This is a genomic window from Acinetobacter sp. Lyrl_1, assembly GCF_051948795.1.
In the GTDB taxonomy this organism is placed as follows: domain Bacteria; phylum Pseudomonadota; class Gammaproteobacteria; order Pseudomonadales; family Moraxellaceae; genus Acinetobacter; species Acinetobacter towneri.
Window position 1 is genome coordinate 1 of the sequence record NZ_JAYJLK010000046.1, and the last position, 17,497, is coordinate 17,497.

Annotated in this window: 22 protein-coding genes; 15 read left to right on the forward strand and 7 right to left on the reverse strand. The window is 40.9% G+C overall.

Going from position 1 to position 17,497, the window contains the following annotated elements; genetic code table 11:
* On the forward strand, window positions 1-1,025 hold a 1,025-nt coding region (locus VF675_RS11840), incomplete at its 5' end, for a glycoside hydrolase family 19 protein (protein ID WP_440205273.1).
* Entirely contained in the window at window positions 1,012-1,716 is a 705-nt protein-coding gene (locus VF675_RS11845) for a hypothetical protein (RefSeq protein WP_440205274.1), read from the forward strand. The genes VF675_RS11840 and VF675_RS11845, both read left to right, overlap by 14 nt.
* 54 nt (window positions 1,717-1,770) lie before the next feature.
* Here the strand turns inward: VF675_RS11845 and VF675_RS11850 are convergent, their stop codons facing one another.
* The gene (locus VF675_RS11850) at window positions 1,771-2,691 is read right to left on the reverse strand and encodes a Dyp-type peroxidase (protein ID WP_440205275.1); all 921 of its coding nucleotides are present in this window, start codon (window positions 2,689-2,691) and stop codon (window positions 1,771-1,773) included.
* A gap of 159 nt (window positions 2,692-2,850) precedes the next feature.
* Here VF675_RS11850 and VF675_RS11855 point away from each other — a divergent pair, with 159 nt between their 5' ends.
* Both VF675_RS11855 and VF675_RS11860 read left to right on the forward strand, forming a co-directional pair.
* Window positions 2,851-3,471, forward strand: a complete 621-nt coding sequence (locus tag VF675_RS11855; protein WP_346791915.1) for a LysE family transporter — start codon at window positions 2,851-2,853, stop codon at window positions 3,469-3,471.
* Window positions 3,472-3,582: 111 nt separating this feature from the next.
* The gene (locus VF675_RS11860; RefSeq protein WP_136144785.1) at window positions 3,583-3,981 is read left to right on the forward strand and encodes a hypothetical protein; all 399 of its coding nucleotides are present in this window, start codon (window positions 3,583-3,585) and stop codon (window positions 3,979-3,981) included.
* Here VF675_RS11860 and znuB read toward each other — a convergent pair.
* Genes znuB through VF675_RS11875 form a run of 3 tightly spaced genes read right to left on the reverse strand, consistent with a single transcriptional unit; the run spans window position 3,978 to window position 6,040 of the window.
* A complete protein-coding gene (gene znuB, locus VF675_RS11865) occupies window positions 3,978-4,778 on the reverse strand; it encodes a zinc ABC transporter permease subunit ZnuB (RefSeq protein WP_136144783.1) in 801 nt (266 codons plus the stop codon). The genes VF675_RS11860 and znuB overlap by 4 nt on opposite strands.
* Window positions 4,779-4,781: 3 nt before the next feature.
* Entirely contained in the window at window positions 4,782-5,570 is a 789-nt protein-coding gene (gene znuC, locus VF675_RS11870; protein ID WP_131261255.1) for a zinc ABC transporter ATP-binding protein ZnuC, read from the reverse strand.
* A complete protein-coding gene (locus tag VF675_RS11875; RefSeq protein WP_004970151.1) occupies window positions 5,546-6,040 on the reverse strand; it encodes a transcriptional repressor in 495 nt (164 codons plus the stop codon). The genes znuC and VF675_RS11875 overlap by 25 nt, the downstream gene beginning before the upstream one ends.
* 135 nt (window positions 6,041-6,175) lie before the next feature.
* Here VF675_RS11875 and VF675_RS11880 point away from each other — a divergent pair, with 135 nt between their 5' ends.
* From VF675_RS11880 to VF675_RS11925, 10 genes are all read left to right on the forward strand, one after another.
* Window positions 6,176-7,015 (forward strand): metal ABC transporter solute-binding protein, Zn/Mn family, encoded by an 840-nt coding sequence (locus tag VF675_RS11880; protein ID WP_440205276.1) that lies wholly within the window; start codon window positions 6,176-6,178, stop codon window positions 7,013-7,015.
* Between the two features lie 172 nt (window positions 7,016-7,187).
* Window positions 7,188-7,586, forward strand: coding sequence for an ATP synthase subunit I (locus VF675_RS11885; RefSeq protein ID WP_004970147.1), 399 nt, complete (start codon window positions 7,188-7,190; stop codon window positions 7,584-7,586).
* Between the two features lie 103 nt (window positions 7,587-7,689).
* Window positions 7,690-8,565 carry a F0F1 ATP synthase subunit A gene (gene atpB, locus VF675_RS11890; protein WP_004970145.1) on the forward strand — a complete coding sequence of 292 codons (876 nt, stop codon included), beginning with the start codon at window positions 7,690-7,692 and terminating at the stop codon, window positions 8,563-8,565.
* Window positions 8,566-8,650: 85 nt separating this feature from the next.
* Window positions 8,651-8,896: a F0F1 ATP synthase subunit C gene (gene atpE / locus VF675_RS11895; RefSeq protein WP_000424060.1), complete on the forward strand. Its 246-nt coding sequence runs from the start codon at window positions 8,651-8,653 to the stop codon at window positions 8,894-8,896.
* A 39-nt stretch (window positions 8,897-8,935) separates the two neighbouring features.
* On the forward strand, window positions 8,936-9,406 hold the full coding sequence (locus VF675_RS11900; RefSeq protein WP_004970142.1) for a F0F1 ATP synthase subunit B: 471 nt from the start codon (window positions 8,936-8,938) through the stop codon (window positions 9,404-9,406).
* A 14-nt stretch (window positions 9,407-9,420) separates the two neighbouring features.
* On the forward strand, window positions 9,421-9,957 hold the full coding sequence (locus VF675_RS11905; protein WP_004970141.1) for a F0F1 ATP synthase subunit delta: 537 nt from the start codon (window positions 9,421-9,423) through the stop codon (window positions 9,955-9,957).
* 40 nt (window positions 9,958-9,997) lie between these two features.
* Window positions 9,998-11,542 (forward strand): F0F1 ATP synthase subunit alpha, encoded by a 1,545-nt coding sequence (gene atpA / locus VF675_RS11910; protein WP_019837172.1) that lies wholly within the window; start codon window positions 9,998-10,000, stop codon window positions 11,540-11,542.
* An 83-nt stretch (window positions 11,543-11,625) separates the two neighbouring features.
* A complete protein-coding gene (gene atpG / locus VF675_RS11915) occupies window positions 11,626-12,495 on the forward strand; it encodes a F0F1 ATP synthase subunit gamma (protein ID WP_096902733.1) in 870 nt (289 codons plus the stop codon).
* Window positions 12,496-12,524: 29 nt separating this feature from the next.
* Window positions 12,525-13,919 (forward strand): F0F1 ATP synthase subunit beta, encoded by a 1,395-nt coding sequence (atpD, locus tag VF675_RS11920; RefSeq protein WP_004970134.1) that lies wholly within the window; start codon window positions 12,525-12,527, stop codon window positions 13,917-13,919.
* A 27-nt stretch (window positions 13,920-13,946) separates the two neighbouring features.
* Complete coding sequence (locus VF675_RS11925; protein WP_004970132.1) at window positions 13,947-14,366, forward strand: F0F1 ATP synthase subunit epsilon; 420 nt, start codon at window positions 13,947-13,949, stop codon at window positions 14,364-14,366.
* Between the two features lie 79 nt (window positions 14,367-14,445).
* On the opposite strand, the gene VF675_RS11930 is transcribed toward VF675_RS11925, so the two are convergent.
* Entirely contained in the window at window positions 14,446-15,036 is a 591-nt protein-coding gene (locus VF675_RS11930; protein ID WP_136144381.1) for a hypothetical protein, read from the reverse strand.
* 335 nt (window positions 15,037-15,371) lie between these two features.
* A complete protein-coding gene (locus VF675_RS11935; RefSeq protein ID WP_004970127.1) occupies window positions 15,372-15,917 on the reverse strand; it encodes a glutathione peroxidase in 546 nt (181 codons plus the stop codon).
* Between the two features lie 285 nt (window positions 15,918-16,202).
* Between VF675_RS11935 and VF675_RS11940 the strand changes: the two genes are divergently transcribed.
* A complete protein-coding gene (locus VF675_RS11940; protein WP_440205277.1) occupies window positions 16,203-17,111 on the forward strand; it encodes a DMT family transporter in 909 nt (302 codons plus the stop codon).
* A gap of 84 nt (window positions 17,112-17,195) precedes the next feature.
* On the opposite strand, the gene VF675_RS11945 is transcribed toward VF675_RS11940, so the two are convergent.
* Window positions 17,196-17,497: hypothetical protein (locus tag VF675_RS11945; RefSeq protein ID WP_440205278.1), on the reverse strand; the 302-nt coding region annotated here is incomplete at its 5' end.

A 17,497-nucleotide genomic window follows, 5' to 3' on the forward strand; every position in this document is an offset into this window, starting at 1 on the left:
TCAAAAGCCGATCTGAATTAAAACTAAAAGATAGAACAGGTGAGCAGTTAATTGAAACTCCAACTGATATTGAAATGTTGATGTTGGATACGGGTAAAAAACAGATAATTACCATTTTAAATGGCAGTACTCCATTGTTCAGTATGGTGGGGCAGCGTTTGCAATTTAGAGTATTAAAGCCGAATGGGGATGCTTTAAGCCCTGTGACTTATAGTGCAAAAAGAATGCGTGCAGATGCGGTTGAATTGCGTTTGGATGTGGAGGTTGTTAAAGGTATCACGGCAGAGGGTAGGCCGAGTATTGAGAAAAGTATCAAGTATAATTTAGAGGAGATAGTTTCATTAAGTTTTTTTAAAGCTGTTTATGGCTCTAATAAACTATTTTCTCATCGTGTAATGAAAGGGCGATCGACACATAATACTCCACCTGAAAAATTTGTTATAGAGTTAAACAAAAGCCTAATTAAGCATAATCTTAAAGACAAATTAATGTTATGTCATTTTTTAGCACAAATTTATCATGAGTGTGATCATTTTAATACATTGATTGAGTATGCGAGCGGTAAGGATTATGATATTTCAAATTTTCCACCATCTGTTTGTGATATAAAAAAAAGCCGAGCATGTAGAAGAAGAAAACAAATTTTGGCTGAAGGAAACACATCTTTAGGAGATGGCCCTAAATACAAAGGGCGAGGCTTAATTCAGCTAACTTGGAAAAGTGCGTATAAAAAATATAAAAGCTATTCTGGAATTGACGTGGTTAATAATCCGGAATTACTCTGTGATGATTTATTTCATGCTGTAGATAGCTCAGTCTGGGCTTTTAATGTATTTAAAAATGCTGATAGTTTAATTCACAAAGGATATAAAGATTTAAATGGCACTTATAGTGATAACTATCATTTAAAAGTTGTTGAATCTGTTAGTAGGAGAATAAACGGTGGAAATAATGGTATGGCTGAAAGAAAAAAATTATTTATAAAAATATTAAAAGAGGTTGAGAAAAGAGATGGGTTTAAATAAATTTTATCTATTTTTTTTATTGCTTTTTACTTGTTATGTATCGGCAGAAGAAATATTGATTAAAGAAAAAAATAGTATTTATTATAATGAAAACGGAGAAAATTTCTTATTATTTAATAAAAAAGACTATTGTTTTGATAAAGATGCTTTTTCAGTAGAGTATTTGGGTATTCCTTTAAAAAAATATGTAGTGGTCAATTATACTGAAGACTGTAATCCAAGTGGGCAGTATCGAATATTTGAAATTTCTTCCCTGAAGGCAAAAGAATTTTATTTAAGTCCTTTGTATGATCCTGAATTTATAAATAATCAGATTATTGAAAGGTTCAAAGATGGAGCAATCAGCTACAAAAGAATCTATACATTAAAGTCTGGAAGCTATTCAAGACAAGAGGAATGGAAATCTTTGGCTCCAAACATAAATATAAGTACTTATTTTTTAAATGGTTATAAAGTTTATGTGCTTAAAGATGACTTAGGAAGAGAGATTCAAAATCTGATGATAACTTCTCCTAAAGCATTCTTGTTTGATCGTTATTTTATTCGGAAAAAGTCTTATCTCATCCAAGGGGATCGAGTCAAAATAAACCATATTGCAAAAAACAAAGATAATTTTTTCCTAAGTATTGATTATATTAGTAAAAAAAATGGAGTGGTAAAGGCATATATTATGCTGTCCGATGTTATTTGATGTATAGGATAATCCTCATGAAGTCGCTTTGTAGCAACTTCATGATAGCTTTGATCAACCTTCCATCACTTCTTCTAATAACTCTTCACTTGGGGCAAAGTAATATGCACCGTCTAGAGCAGTCACAAAGTGCAGTAAACGGTCATGGATGCCATCACCAGACGTGCCAAACATACGCTCTAACATGGCATCAATAATGCTCAAATCTTTGGTGTAGGCAATAAAGAATAAGCCTTGATCACCCTGACCATCGCCATAAGGCAGCGAGTGACGCAAAATTTCCATCTCATCGCCTGCATCATCTTCAACCACAGTACGCGACACGTGCGAGTTCTCAGGTTGAACCTCGTCATCCAACTCAATAGATTCAAGTTTGGTACGACCAATCACGTGTTCCTGAGCATCGACTTTCAGCTTTTTCCATTTTTCTAAATCGTGGCAATAGCGCTGTGCAAAAATAAAAGAACCATCGGCAAACACGCCTGCATCTTCGCCTAAAAGTGCAACTTCGGCACGATCATCTGGAAATTGTGGATTTTCGGTACCATCAATAAAGCCCGTCATGTCGCGTCCATCAAAATAACGGAAACAGACCCGTTCATCCAAGACATCAATTTTGTCTTGAATCCCCTCAAAGAATGCCTGACTGAGTGCAAAGCAAATATCCGCACGTGTACTGGCGAGGTGAATGATCACATCGGCAGGCACGACAGGCATTGGGTACGCACCTTGAATTGGTTGTAATTGTTTAAAACCCTCTGGAGATTGCTGATAGAGCTGTGCCCAAAGTTCAGGGCCAAAAGCAACGCCAGTTTTAATTTGGGCATGTGGATGTTGGGTAATCAAACGATCCCGTGTGCTAAACAAGTCAGCCAATTTTTCTTTTAACTCAGTAATGCTTAAGTCTTTTAAACGAAGTACAAGAAAGCGAGCATGATCTGAAGGTAGTGGCAAAATTACAGATTGGGCAGTCATGTATAGCTCCTGAAAATTTGTTGTTTTCTATAAAGTTGACTTTATTGTGCCTGATTGCATGCAGGCTTAATAGCCTGAACCCGATTTTATTCAACGTTTTTAGTCATGAGATTAAGTGAAATATCATATAATGCACTGTCTTGTGAAAAGCGGCGATATATGTCTTATCAAGTTTGGATTGCGTTTATGTTGGCCTGTTGGGTGATTAGTGTTTCACCTGGCGCGGGTGCAATAGCATCTATGTCGAGTGGTTTGAATTATGGTTTTCGACATGGGTATTGGAATGCGATTGGTCTACAACTCGCTTTATTATTGCAAATCGCGATTGTAGCCGCAGGGGCAGGGGTATTATTTGCGACAACACCTTGGGCATTTCTAATTGTGAAATGGTTTGGTGTGGCATATTTGTTATATCTGGCGTATTTGCAATGGGCAGCGCCTACACAGTCGATTGAAATTCAGCATGAGCTGACGCGAAAATCTGCTGGAAAATTGGTGATGTACGGCTTTCTGGTCAATATGAGCAATCCCAAAGCAATTGTGTTTTTATTGGCAGTTTTACCGCAATTTTTAGATTTATCTAAACCGCAATGGACGCAATATGCAATTATGGCACTGACCATGATTAGTATTGATTTGATTGTGATGGCGGGCTATACGGGCTTGGCTGCAAAAGTTTTGCGTTTGTTAAGATCACCGAAGCAGCAAAAATTTATGAATCGTACTTTTGCTGCATTGTTTGCAGGTGCTGCGTTTTTGTTGAGTTTGGTGCATCAGTAATGTCTTCAATTACACAAAAGTGTACGCTGTAATTATAAAAATAGATTGAGACATACGTTGAAAATAAAATGTATTCCGCGAGCACTTTATTGGCAACATTGGTGGATCAGCATGTTGCTTTTAAGTTTTTCAACTTTAATTGCAATTGGATTAGCAATTCAGTTTTCAGTAGATAGCGTGTTTTGGCCAATTGCTTTGATGGCACATTTGAGTATCAATTTGATTTTTTCTTTTGTATTTGCCGCCTTGCAAACTTATTTTAAACATACGGTGTGGCAAAGTGTGGTGTTGATTAATATTACGGCTGTGTTGTTGATTGCCATTCATGCAATGTTTTATCTACAAAAGATAGATTGGAATGCTGTTTCAGAAAGTCAGCAGCAATTGAGTCTTTTACAGCAAGTGATTCATAGTGATATAGCACTGTGGATAGCGTATATACTGCCATTTTTGGTCGTAATGCTCATTGCTGCAATACAAAAATATAGATATTCATTAACGAAAAACTAAGCCATCGTTCTGACTTTTTGCACGCTAAAAATCACCGCAAAAATGATCGCCATAGTCATCACAATGCTTAAACCTGTTGAAATGTTTAAGCCTGCACTTGACCATAAACCTACGCTGACTGCAATTTGCGCCACAATAAATGCCCAAATCACCATTTGTTTAGGCGAGTGAGCCAATAAACGTGCGGTTAAGGCGGGAATCACCAGCAATGCGCCCATCAATAAAGAGCCGACTGCACGTAAAGCCAATACCGTAAATAATGCCAACAACAACATAAAAATCAGGCGTTGCCATTGGGCATTCACGCCTTCACTAACCGCAATATCAGGGTCAATTGCAATTTGAATTTGAGCCTGCCAAAACTTATAGAGTACCGCTAAGGCTGCAATAATGACCAAAGCAAATACGGGTAAATCTGCCCATGAAATGGTGAGTAAATCGCCAAATAAATAGCTCAGCAACTCAGGACGCAAACTCGGAATATGTTGAATAAAGAGCAAACCTGAACAGAGCAAGGTCGCAGAGCAGAGCGCCAATAATGCATCATTCGGCAACCGTGGATCATGTAAAATCCACAAAACACCCACCAATAATAATGCCAAGAATGTCACGCCCATCCACAGAGGTAAACTTAACGCGCCTGCAATTGCCACACCCAATAAAGTGCCATGCGCCATCGTATCGGCAAAAAAGGACATGCGTCGCCACAGCATTAAACAGCCAAGTGGGGCGGTCAAAAATACCAATAAACTGCCCATGATCCATGCAGGTAACAGCAATTGTAGCCAATCCATCATGGGTTAAGCTTCCGGTTCAGGGTGAATATGAGGTCGTGAATCATGCTGACAAGGCTCGGCATGATCGCCATGGGCGCAGTGTTCATGGTGATGTTGATAAAACACCCGATTGGTTCCAAAAATAGCTTGGTATTCAGGATGTTGCTGTACATTTTCGGGCAAACCGCTACAGCAAATGTGTTTATTTAAACATACCACACGATGCGTACCTTGCATGACCCATTGCAAATCATGCGACACCATCAACACCGCACAGCCATATTTGCTCGGTAAGTTGCGCACATAGTCATACAGTTCAGCTTCGGACTGAATATCTAGTCCTTGCATCGGCTCATCCAGTACCAAAACATCAGGTTGACGTAATAAGGCGCGTGCCAATAGCACCCGTTGCCGCTCACCACCAGACAGTTGTTGTACTTTTGAATCTTGCAGTTTGGCAATGCCAGTATCGCGGATAATTTCTGCTTTAATTGCGTCTGGGCATTTTTCTAAAGCCAGTAAATCTTTCACTCTTAAAGGCAAGCTGTGTGAAGGATTAAACTTTTGCGGCACATAAGAAAAGGTCAATTTGCGAGCATTTACGAGCTTGCCTGCATTTGGTTTGACAATGCCAAGCAAGACTTTAATTAGAGTCGATTTTCCTGCGCCATTGGGGCCAATTAGCGTGACAATTTCACGTGCATGTAATTCAAAATCGACATTTTTTAAAATATCGCGCTCATCTATTCGCACCTGAATATTGTGCAAGGCGATGAGCGGTGCAGTGGTTATTTGCTGTTGCACTGCTGACATTTTCCAGAAATCTCAATAATGCTGTGATGCGGGCTAAAGCGGTCAGAGGCTGCCAACTGATCTAATTGCTCTAATAAACCTTGCGCTGAAGCTTCTTTAACGACTTTACATTCAGTACAGATCAAAAAAGCCGCTTGGTGTCCTTCACGTGGATGACAGCAAGGAATATAGGCATTGATTGAAGTCAAACGGTGAATTAGTCCTTTTTCCAGTAAAAAATCCAAAGTACGGTACACCGTTGGCGGTGCTGCAGGACGATCAGACTCACTTTTAATTTTCGCCAATAAATCATAAGCACCCATTGGTGCAGATGCCTTGAGAATGAGTTCCAACACTTCTTTACGTAGCGGTGTTAAACGAGCACCTGTTGCCGCACATAAACTTTCAGCTTCGGCAAGACGTTGATCGACATTGTGATGGTCGTGAACGCCATGTAATGCATTGTGATGCTCGTGCGAACATAAGCTCATAGCCACCCCAGTTGAACTTTAAAAGAAAAACGACAGTAAATCTTAGCATGAAGCGTTATTAGTTTCGATTATACGTAGGTATTTTTATAAATTTGTTATATTATAACATTTGTCGATTTTTCGTGATATGCCGCAATGTTTCGTTTATTTAGTTTCTGTCTTTTAGCGTTATGCAGTACTGTCAGCATGGCGCAGGCTTTGGTGGTGTCTACCCATCCTATCTATTTGATTGCCCAAAAAGTCACGCAAAATATCGAAACACCCACGTTATTACTGGCAGATCAAACAGGGCATGATGTATCGCTCACGCCTGCACATCGAAAAATCATCCAAGATGCGGATTTAATTATTTGGCTAGGTAAGGCGCATGAAGCACCGCTAGAACGTGTATTACATCAAAATCCTAAAGCGATTGCTTTATTAGATACGGGCATTATGAAAACTTTGCCGCAGCGTTCAGAACGTGGTGCAGCATTAAAAAATACAGTAGACAGCCATGTCTGGCTAGACCCAAACAATGCGGTGCGTATCGGCTTCTTTATTGCCGCGTTACGTTCTCAGCAAATGCCTGAACATCGCGATGCTTATTGGAACAACGCACGTGCCTTCGCACAGAGTTTATTCAAAAGTGCAAGTCAGTTTCGGACTCAAACTGCAGTACAGCCATATTGGGCTTATCACGATGCCTATCAATATTTAGAACGTGCCTTAAATTTAGAATTTTCTGGGTCGATGACCAATGATCCGCATATTGCGCCAACAGTCGCACAAATTAAATATTTGAACGATCACCGACCAAATCCAAAAATGTGCCTGCTTGCAGAAGGTCATGCCAGTAAAAATCAGTATATGAAATTGAATCCAATTGTGTTTCAAAAGGTCGATGAAAGCATGCGCGGTGCAGATGATTTTGTGCAAGCGTGGCAGCAATTAGCCAAGCAAACCAAGGCTTGTGTATTAAATGCACGAAAATGATGCGTTTTTTAAGCAAAATTGAAATATGACAATTCCGAGACAAACATGCAAAAAAACACGACTAAGGTCGGGAAACGATTGCATGTTCAGGGGGCTAACTCTATAATGCCTGCGATAAAAAACGATCATCAGTTGAACTTGTCAAGCATTAATGCTGTGAGTGGATAAAAAAATGAGCCGAACTAGTCGCTTGATTGACCGACGATTAGCTAAAGCTTTGGTCTTCTTACAAGCATTCATGATTCCAGTTTCAGCCCTGATAGCGTGGGTCTTGAAAGACTCAACGGCTGCCTTAAGCGCTGCACTTGGTGCTAGTGTTTGTTGGTTGGCAAGTTGTTATTTTTCATGGCAGTCGTTTCGAGCAGCAGGTGCACGAGCGTCCAGACAGGTTCTTTCGAACATGTATAGAGGAATGCTCGGTAAGTTTGCAATCGTGATCGTAGGATTCATTTTAATTTTAAGCAATGTACAGCCGTTATCCCCGGTGGCATTGTTTTGTGGTTTTATGCTCGTTCAAAGCATGTCGTGGGTTGCGCCATTTTGGGTGTCACGATTACAAAAACGAGTCTAAACGCAGCAAAAATTGAAAAGTTTTTCAGGAATAGGCGAGATATCAAGCAGCACGCGATGTTCGTTTGTTCTATTAGTTTTTTTACATTGACCAGGTGTGATTTATGGCTGCTGAAGAACATGCCCTTACTTCGACCGAGTATATCAAGCATCACTTGACCAATATGACCTATGGCAAAATGCCAGACGGTTCATGGAAGTTGGCTGAGTCTGCTGAAGAAGCTCAACAGATGGGGTTCACTGCTATTCACTTGGATTCAATGGGTTGGTCTATCGGACTTGGTCTGATCTTCTGTTTATTGTTCTGGATTGTTGCGAAAGCTGCAAATTCAGGCGTGCCTGGTAAATTCCAGTCAGTAATTGAAGTGATTATCGAGTTTGTGGATTCAAGTGTACGTGATACCTTCCATGGGAAGTCTCGATTAATTGCACCCTTAGCATTAACCATTTTCGTGTGGATTTTCCTCATGAACTTGATGGATTTAATCCCTGTTGACTTTATTCCTTATGTAGCTCAACAGGCGATTGCATCTATGCTGGGTGTGGACCCTCATCAGGTTTACTTTAAAATTGTTCCGACTACAGATCCAAACATTACCTTAGGTATGTCTATTTCTGTATTCTTCTTAATTATTTTCTATAGTATTCGTGAGAAAGGTGTTGGCGGCTTCGTTGGTGAGTTGGCACTTAACCCATTCAACCCAAGTAATCCAGTTGCTAAAGTGCTTTTAATTCCATTCAACTTATTGTTGGAATTGACTACTTTCTTGGCGCGACCAGTTTCATTGGCTCTACGACTGTTCGGTAACATGTATGCGGGTGAGTTAATCTTCATTCTTATCGCGTTATTACCGTTCTGGATCCAGTGGGCATTGTCTGTGCCTTGGGCGATTTTCCACATTTTGATTATTACGCTACAAGCATTCATTTTCATGATGTTGACTATCGTGTACATGAGCATGGCAAGCGAAAAGCATTAATGGTATGGCCTAACTGTCATCGGGCGGTTGGGCACACAATTTTTTAACTTAATTTGGTATAAAACCTAACCTCTGAGGAATTATCATGGAACTCACTTTAGGTCTAGTTGCAATTGCATCTGCTATCTTGATCGCTTTCGGTGCTTTAGGTACTGCGATTGGTTTTGGTCTTTTAGGCGGTCGCTTCCTTGAAGCTGTTGCTCGTCAACCAGAATTGGCTCCACAACTTCAAACTCGTATGTTCTTAATCGCAGGTCTTCTTGATGCTGTGCCTATGATCGGTGTTGGTATTGGCTTGTTCTTCATCTTCGCTAATCCATTTGTAGGTTAATCAGCTTAATTCCGAAATTCACTATTTGAGGAATTTGCAATGAATATCAACCTCACATTGTTTGGCCAAGCGATTGCATTTGCGATTTTCGTCGCATTCTGCATGAAGTTTGTATGGCCACCACTAATCAATGCGATTAGTGAGCGTCAGCGTCGTATTGCTGACGGCTTAAATGCAGCTGAAAAAGCCAAAGCTGATCTTGCCGATGCGCAAGCTCAAGTGAAAGCTGAATTAGATGCAGCTAAAGCACAAGCGGCTCAATTGATCGAACAAGCGAATCGTCGTGCAGCACAATTGGTAGAAGAAGCGCGTACCCAAGCATCTGCTGAAGGTGAGCGTATTCGTCAACAAGCGAAAGAAGCTGTTGATACAGAAATCAATTCTGCTCGCGAAGAATTACGTCAACAAGTAGCTGCGCTTGCAGTAACTGGTGCAGAGAAAATTCTTAGCCAGCAAGTTGACGCAGAAGCTCACAATGCCATGCTGACTCAGCTGGCTGCTAAACTTTAAGAGAGAGGCAGATTATGGCTGAACTCTTGACGTTGGCACGCCCATACGCTAAAGCAGCATTTGCTTACGCTTCTGAGCAAGGTGCAACTGACAATTGGTCAACAGCACTTAACTTGCTCAGTGCTGCGGTGCAAGACGAAGCATTTTCAGCTTACTTAAATCGCCCTGAGCTTACGCCTGCTGAGCAGGTGAGTATTTTTGCCAAAGTTTTAGGTGAAGACCAAACTGCAGCAGTGTCAAACTTTTTGACATTGCTTGCTGAAAACAACCGTTTGGCTTTGCTTCCTGAAATTCAAGCAGAATACGAACAGCTCAAATCACAGAATAACAATACTGTGGATGTTGTGATTGAATCAGCATTCCCATTGACTTCTGTACAAGAACAAATTCTTGCTCAAGCGTTAGAAAAACGTTTCGCTGCGGCAGTAAATGTTTCTGTAGAAGTGAACCCAGCGTTAATTGCGGGTGTGGTTATTCGTGCAGGCGACCAAGTGATAGATGATTCTGCGCTTAACAAGCTTGAAAAAATGCGGACACGTCTTTTAGCTTAATTGCGAAGACTGAACTAATAAAAGATTGAGGTATAGCGCAATGCAACAACTGAATCCATCCGAGATCAGTGCGCTCATTAAACAGCGTATCGGCGATCTGGACACCAGCGCGACCGCTAAAAACGAAGGTACCATTGTTATGGTATCCGACGGTATTGTGCGCATTCACGGCCTTGCTGATGCAATGTACGGTGAAATGATCGAATTCGACGGCGGCTTATTTGGTATGGCACTGAACCTAGAACAGGATTCAGTGGGCGTCGTTGTTTTAGGTAACTACTTAAGCCTTCAAGAAGGTCAAAAAGCACGTTGCACAGGTCGTGTATTAGAAGTTCCGGTTGGTCCAGAACTTTTAGGCCGTGTGGTAGATGCTTTGGGTAACCCAATTGATGGTAAAGGCCCTATTGATGCAAAATTAACTGATGCTGTAGAAAAAGTAGCACCAGGCGTAATTTGGCGTCAATCAGTGGATCAACCTGTTCAAACTGGTTATAAATCAGTTGATACCATGATCCCTGTAGGCCGTGGTCAACGTGAGTTGATCATTGGTGACCGTCAAACTGGTAAAACAGCAATGGCGATCGATGCGATCATCGCTCAGAAAAACTCTGGCATTAAGTGTGTATACGTAGCAATTGGTCAAAAACAATCGACTATCGCAAACGTAGTACGCAAGCTAGAAGAAACTGGCGCTATGGCGTATACAACTGTTGTTGCAGCAGCAGCGGCAGATCCAGCAGCAATGTTGTATCTTGCTCCGTACTCTGGCTGTACAATGGGTGAATACTTCCGTGACCGTGGTGAAGACGCGCTTATCATTTATGATGACTTGTCTAAGCAAGCTGTTGCGTATCGTCAAATTTCATTGCTTTTACGTCGTCCACCAGGTCGTGAAGCTTATCCGGGTGACGTGTTCTATCTACACTCGCGTCTACTCGAGCGTGCTTCTCGTGTATCTGCTGACTACGTTGAGAAATTCACTAACGGTGAAGTTAAAGGTCAAACTGGTTCTTTAACTGCATTGCCGATTATTGAAACTCAAGCAGGTGACGTATCTGCATTCGTACCAACCAACGTAATTTCGATTACAGATGGTCAGATCTTCTTAGAAACATCATTATTCAACGCGGGTATCCGTCCTGCTGTGAACGCGGGTATTTCTGTATCGCGTGTTGGTGGTTCTGCTCAAACTAAGATCATCAAAAAATTGTCTGGTGGTATCCGTACCGCTTTGGCGCAATACCGTGAATTGGCAGCGTTTGCTCAGTTCGCTTCTGACCTTGACGAAGCAACTCGTAAGCAACTTGAACATGGTCAACGTGTAACTGAGTTAATGAAGCAGAAACAATATGCGCCATACTCAATTGCTGACCAAGCTGTTTCAGTTTATGCATCTAACGAAGGCTACATGGCTGACGTAGAAGTGAAGAAAATCGTAGACTTTGATGCTGCGTTAATTTCTTACTTCCGTTCAGAACATGCTGCGTTAATGCAACAAATCGATGAAACTGGTGATTTCAACAAAGACATCGAAGCTGCAATCAAAGCAGGTATTGAAAGCTTTAAAGCGACTCAAACTTACTAATTTAGCATTGGCTAGTTAGAGGTTTGGTTCACGGAATCAACCTTCGGAAGCCTGAAAGGGCTTTCGAATACTAGGTTAAGCGTATGGCAAATTTAAAAGAAATTCGCGCCAAAGTTGCTAGTATCAAGAGCACGCAAAAGATTACTCGCGCGATGCAAATGGTTGCTGCTTCTAAGATGCGTCGTGCGCAAGAGCGCATGGCTCAAGGCCGTCCGTATGCCGAAAATATGCACCGTGTAATTGCTCATTTGGTACAGGCGAACCCTGAATACAAACACCGTTATATGATTGAACGCCCTGTAAAACGCGTTGGTTATATCATCGTGTCTTCAGATCGTGGTTTGGCAGGTGGCTTGAACATTAACTTGTTCAAGAAAGTTGTAAAGCATGTACAGCAACAACAAGAGCAGTCAATTGAAGTTCAGTTTGCTTTAATTGGTCAAAAAGCGGTTTCGTTTTTTAAAAACTACGGCGGTAAAGTGCTTGGTGCAACTACAAACGTAGGTGATGCGCCAAGTCTTGAACAGTTATCTGGTTCTGTGCAAGTGATGTTGGATGCGTACGATAAAGGCGAGTTAGATCGCATTTACCTCGTATCGAATGGCTTTGTAAATGCCATGACTCAAGATCAGAAAATCGAACAACTTGTTCCTTTAGCAGCTGCTGAAGAAAACAAGACTCTTAACCGTCAATACGGTTGGGATTATATCTATGAACCAGAAGCTGAAGAGCTGTTAAATGGTTTATTGGTTCGTTACATCGAGTCTATGGTTTATCAAGGTGTGATTGAAAACATCGCATGTGAACAGTCTGCACGTATGGTTGCAATGAAAGCTGCAACAGACAACGCAGGTGAACTGATCAAGAGCCTACAACTTATTTATAACAAGCTGCGTCAAGCCGCGATTACTCAGGAAATTTCTGAAATCGTTGGTGGTGCCGCTGCCGTTTAACATTATTAGTTTGAATTGAGGAGACAGCAATGAGTGGCGGTCGTATCATTCAGATCATCGGCGCGGTTATCGACGTCGAGTTTGAACGCAACAGCGTTCCTAAGATCTATGACGCTCTCCAAGTTGACGGTACTGAAACTACATTAGAAGTTCAGCAACAACTTGGTGATGGCGTAGTTCGTACTATTGCAATGGGTTCTACTGAAGGCCTTAAGCGTGGTTTGAACGTAACTAACACTAACGCGCCAATCTCTGTACCAGTAGGTACAGCGACTCTTGGTCGTATCATGGACGTTCTTGGTCGCCCTATCGACGAAGCTGGTCCAGTTGCAACTGAAGAGCGTTTACCAATTCACCGTCAAGCGCCTTCTTATGCAGAACAAGCGGCTTCTACTGACCTTCTAGAAACTGGTATTAAAGTCATTGACTTACTTTGCCCGTTCGCAAAAGGTGGTAAAGTTGGTCTGTTCGGTGGTGCGGGTGTTGGTAAAACCGTAAACATGATGGAGTTGATCAACAACATCGCTAAAGCGCACTCAGGTTTATCTGTATTCGCTGGTGTTGGTGAGCGTACCCGTGAAGGTAACGACTTCTATCACGAGATGAAAGACTCTAACGTTCTTGACAAAGTAGCCATGGTTTACGGTCAGATGAACGAGCCACCTGGTAACCGTTTACGCGTAGCGTTAACTGGTTTGACTATGGCTGAGTACTTCCGTGATCAAAAAGACGAGAACGGTAAAGGTCGTGACGTATTATTGTTCGTAGACAACATCTACCGTTATACACTAGCAGGTACTGAAGTATCAGCACTTCTAGGTCGTATGCCATCTGCAGTAGGTTACCAGCCTACACTTGCAGAAGAGATGGGTGTTCTTCAAGAGCGTATTACTTCAACTAAGTCTGGTTCGATTACATCTATTCAAGCTGTATACGTACCTGCCGATGACTTAACTGACCCATCGCCTGCTACAACGTTTGCGCACTTAGACGCAACTGTAGTATTGAGCCGTGACATTGCATCTCAAGGTATTTACCCTGCGATCGATCCACTAGACTCAACTTCACGTCAGTTAGATCCATTAGTTGTTGGTACTGAGCATTACGAAATTGCTCGTTCAGTTCAAAACGTTCTTCAACGTTATAAAGAATTGAAAGACATTATCGCAATTCTTGGTATGGACGAATTGTCAGAAGAAGACAAACTTACTGTATACCGTGCACGTAAGATCCAACGTTTCTTCTCTCAACCGTTCCACGTAGCTGAAGTATTTACTGGCGCGCCTGGTAAACTTGTACCGCTTAAAGATACAATTCGTGGCTTTAAAGGTCTTCTAGCTGGTGAATACGATCATATCCCAGAACAAGCGTTCTATATGGTTGGTGGTATTGACGAAGTGATTGCTAAAGCCGAGAAACTTTAATTAGCAGCTCTAATTTAGGAGATTCTCATGGCGACTATGCAATGTGATGTTGTAAGTGTAAAAGAGTCTTTGTACTCGGGCACTGTGACTATGCTAATTGCAAAAGGTGCTGGCGGTGAACTCGGTATTATGCCGGGTCACGCACCACTGGTAACTTTGCTTCAGCCGGGTGCAATCCGCGTTCTGCTGGAAAATGGTACAGAAGAATTAATCTATGTATCTGGTGGCGTTCTAGAAGTTCAACCGCATGTTGTTACGATTCTTGCAGATACTGCAGTTCGTGCAGAAAACTTAGATGAAGCGGCAATTATTGAAGCGCGTAAACACGCTGAACAATTGTTGGCAAATCAAAAGAGCGATTTGGACTCTGCTGCTGCTTTGGCTGCTTTGGCAGAAACTGCTGCACAGTTGGAAACCATCCGCAAAATCAAAAACCGCGCACTTTAATTGTCGGTTTAAGATTGAAAAAAGCCACTCGAAAGAGTGGCTTTTTTTATGCTGTTTGGAATTGAAGCCTTATCTTTGCTTAAGATGCTGTATTGGTAGTTTCAGTAGGCTGATTTGACTCACCTTGTAAAATCATCCCCGCCAGTTTTAGCATTTCAGCTTGAATACTCCCCATTTGCTGTTCCAGTTTCTTAAAGTCCACTTTGCTTAAATCGACTTGTCCATTTAAAAATGGTGAAGCCAAAACTTGCTGATTGGCAGCCAATAAGTTTTGACGGATGGTATCAATTTCCTGTGTTTTTAAGTCTAGGCTGCTTAGTGTTTGATTGAAGCCTTGTAACTGCTGTTGTAATTGAGTCGCTGCAATTTGTAATTGTTGTGGATCTTGCGCATCTACAGCGGTTTGCAATTCAGACTTGGTTTGATTCAGTTGTTCGACATATTGACCTGCTTTGAGCTGTAGATCAGCCACATCGCGCACAATATAGAACATATTGCCACTGCTTAATGGAGCGTTGGTTGGGTTTGTATTGCTGTTGGATGATGCGCTGGAATCATCTTGATTAGTTGTTTGCGTTTGCGGCGTGTTCATTTGATCACAGGCGCTGAGTAGCAAGGCAGAACTCAATAGTGCAAACGGAAGTAGTGTCTTCGAAGATACATTTTTCATATTCATGTGATTTTTGGTACTCATTGAGAATGAATATAAAACGAAAATATGAATAAAAAACAGATTGTTGCAAAGCAATAACAAATCTTAATTTTTTTGTCTAAATCAAAAAAAATAGGAGTTTTAAAGAAACTCCTATGAATTACACTTCTTTCATAAAAGAAAAATGATCATAAGTAATGCGTCGAATTGATGTCGAATTGATATTGATAGTCCCTTCTCTTGCGCCATATATGGCTCAGGATGTGGAATATATTCCGCAAGAGGATGAGGGAGCTGAATTATTGATTTAAAGAGAATTTATGAAAGAACTCTTTAACTTGCTGAATAAAAAATTATTTAGCCAATTCAGCCTCAATCGCTTCTACAATGCGCGGGTCATCTGCGGTTAAATCTGGGGCAAAACGCGCCACCACTTCACCTTGTTTATTCACCAAAAACTTTTCAAAGTTCCACAATACTTCAGGTGGTTCATTTGGGGTTAAGCCGTAATCAACCAAATCTTTCCACCATGGGCCTTCACCAATACGTTCAGGAATTGCTTGCGTTAAAGCCGTGTAGAGAGGATGTTTTTCTGCACCCACGACTGGAATTTTAGCAAACAATGGAAAACTCACCTGATAATTCAGTGAGCAAAATTCCTGAATTTCTGTATCGCTGCCCGGTTCTTGTGCCAAGAAATCATTCGATGGAAAGGCTAAAATTTCTAAGCCTTGTGCCTGTTTTGCTGCGTAGAGTTGCTGTAAGCCTTCGTATTGCGGGGTTAAGCCACATTTTGATGCCACGTTCACGATCAACAACACTTTTCCTGCATATTGATTTAATGTGGTTTCCGTACCCTGATTGGTTTTTACTGCAATGTCATAAACTGAAGTGCGCATAGTTGCTTCCTAGAATCTGTATTTTACCGCTACTGTTGTAACTGTAATTTTTGGGTACAGCAAGTTTTATAGCAAAGAAATTTACGACACTGATGGAATCCCGCATAGCCGTGATATTGCGCAGAAAAATGTAATTCGTATCTGCATTTTATTTTATTGATGGATAAATCGAGCGAAAAGTGCCATAAATAGACACTGGGTTTTTAGCACTTTGCATCACAAGTCAGTTATAGAAAAGGGTTTCACAGCAGGTATGCTGTTTGGTACAACAAGGATGATGAATACATGATACGGTCAGATAAAGGCGTATTTTGGGCAATTTTATTGCCATTGATTGCGGTATTGATTTGGTCTTTAAATATTGCAGTAACGAGGTATGTGGCGGAGTATATTTCACCCGTCAGTATCAGTTTTTATCGCTGGTTGATTGCTTTTCTGATTTTAACCCCGTGGATATTGCCCAAAGTTTGGCAGCAGCGTGAGTTGATTCGTCCACATTTGAAACATTTGGCAGTGCTTAGTGCTTTTGGTTTGGTGCTGTATCAAGGTCTAAGCTATACCGCAGCCAATTACACCACTGCAACCAATATGGGCATTATTAATGCGTTTATTCCCATGTTTACGGTTTTGGTTTCATTGCTGATCTTAAAAGACATTCCGACACGATTTGCGGTTTTGGGCTGCATTATTTCATTTTCGGGTTTGTTGTATGTGATTGCACAAGGAGATTTGCGTCAACTCAGTCAGCTGACAGGACATGCGGGCGATATGCTCATGGTTTTGGCGGTATTTTTTTACGCCTTTTATGGGGTGTTTTTAAAGAAATGGAATTTAAAATTGCCGCTCATGCTGAGTCTTTATGTGCAAATTATATTCGCCTTACTTTACCATCTGCCATTTATTTTGTGGTTCGGCTTGGATCATTTAAATAGCCAAAATGGTTTAAGTGTGCTGTATGCAGGTATATTTCCTTCAATTATTGCACCTTTGGTATGGATGTTGGCCGTTCAATATTTAGGGCCAAATCGCACCAGTATTTTTATGAATTTGATGCCTGTTTTCACGGCTATCATTGCATATTTTTGGTTGGCAGAAGTGTGGGGGAGTTATCACAGTATCGGTGGATTGATTATTTTAACGGGTATTGTGTTGGCACAAATGAAAGCACGCGTACACATTCAAGCAAAAAGTTGAGTTTAATTGGTGTTTTTTTGATCACATAAAGGTGTATTTAAAATGCCTTTTATTCAAAATTTATACAGTATTGAGTGTTATGAATTATGACAGTTTTTTTAATTTTTCTAAAATAATTGTAAAAATAGTAAGATAATTTAAATTGTTAAGAAAAAAAGATGAATCTTTCATTGAATATTTGTCTTGGATTAATAGGAAAAATCTATTTGTATAGTCGACTAAATTACTCCATAATTCACGTACTGAAAATGATCCACTGTATTCAATAATCAGTGAAATATCATTTGCAGCAAGATTTTCAAACCCTCTGGATGTGCTTTTATACACATCCTTTTTATGCTCAACCATCCCTATATGGTTGAGCTTTTTTTTATCCACTGGAGCGA

Coding starts and splice junctions, on each gene's coding strand:
- VF675_RS11845 (WP_440205274.1), top strand. CDS start 1,012: ATGGGTTTAAATAAATTTTATCTATTTTTTTTATTGCTTTTTACTTGT.
- VF675_RS11850 (WP_440205275.1), bottom strand. CDS start 2,691: ATGACTGCCCAATCTGTAATTTTGCCACTACCTTCAGATCATGCTCGC.
- VF675_RS11855 (WP_346791915.1), top strand. CDS start 2,851: ATGTCTTATCAAGTTTGGATTGCGTTTATGTTGGCCTGTTGGGTGATT.
- VF675_RS11860 (WP_136144785.1), top strand. CDS start 3,583: ATGTTGCTTTTAAGTTTTTCAACTTTAATTGCAATTGGATTAGCAATT.
- znuB (WP_136144783.1), bottom strand. CDS start 4,778: ATGATGGATTGGCTACAATTGCTGTTACCTGCATGGATCATGGGCAGT.
- znuC (WP_131261255.1), bottom strand. CDS start 5,570: ATGTCAGCAGTGCAACAGCAAATAACCACTGCACCGCTCATCGCCTTG.
- VF675_RS11875 (WP_004970151.1), bottom strand. CDS start 6,040: ATGAGCTTATGTTCGCACGAGCATCACAATGCATTACATGGCGTTCAC.
- VF675_RS11880 (WP_440205276.1), top strand. CDS start 6,176: ATGTTTCGTTTATTTAGTTTCTGTCTTTTAGCGTTATGCAGTACTGTC.
- VF675_RS11885 (WP_004970147.1), top strand. CDS start 7,188: ATGAGCCGAACTAGTCGCTTGATTGACCGACGATTAGCTAAAGCTTTG.
- atpB (WP_004970145.1), top strand. CDS start 7,690: ATGGCTGCTGAAGAACATGCCCTTACTTCGACCGAGTATATCAAGCAT.
- atpE (WP_000424060.1), top strand. CDS start 8,651: ATGGAACTCACTTTAGGTCTAGTTGCAATTGCATCTGCTATCTTGATC.
- VF675_RS11900 (WP_004970142.1), top strand. CDS start 8,936: ATGAATATCAACCTCACATTGTTTGGCCAAGCGATTGCATTTGCGATT.
- VF675_RS11905 (WP_004970141.1), top strand. CDS start 9,421: ATGGCTGAACTCTTGACGTTGGCACGCCCATACGCTAAAGCAGCATTT.
- atpA (WP_019837172.1), top strand. CDS start 9,998: ATGCAACAACTGAATCCATCCGAGATCAGTGCGCTCATTAAACAGCGT.
- atpG (WP_096902733.1), top strand. CDS start 11,626: ATGGCAAATTTAAAAGAAATTCGCGCCAAAGTTGCTAGTATCAAGAGC.
- atpD (WP_004970134.1), top strand. CDS start 12,525: ATGAGTGGCGGTCGTATCATTCAGATCATCGGCGCGGTTATCGACGTC.
- VF675_RS11925 (WP_004970132.1), top strand. CDS start 13,947: ATGGCGACTATGCAATGTGATGTTGTAAGTGTAAAAGAGTCTTTGTAC.
- VF675_RS11930 (WP_136144381.1), bottom strand. CDS start 15,036: ATGAAAAATGTATCTTCGAAGACACTACTTCCGTTTGCACTATTGAGT.
- VF675_RS11935 (WP_004970127.1), bottom strand. CDS start 15,917: ATGCGCACTTCAGTTTATGACATTGCAGTAAAAACCAATCAGGGTACG.
- VF675_RS11940 (WP_440205277.1), top strand. CDS start 16,203: ATGATACGGTCAGATAAAGGCGTATTTTGGGCAATTTTATTGCCATTG.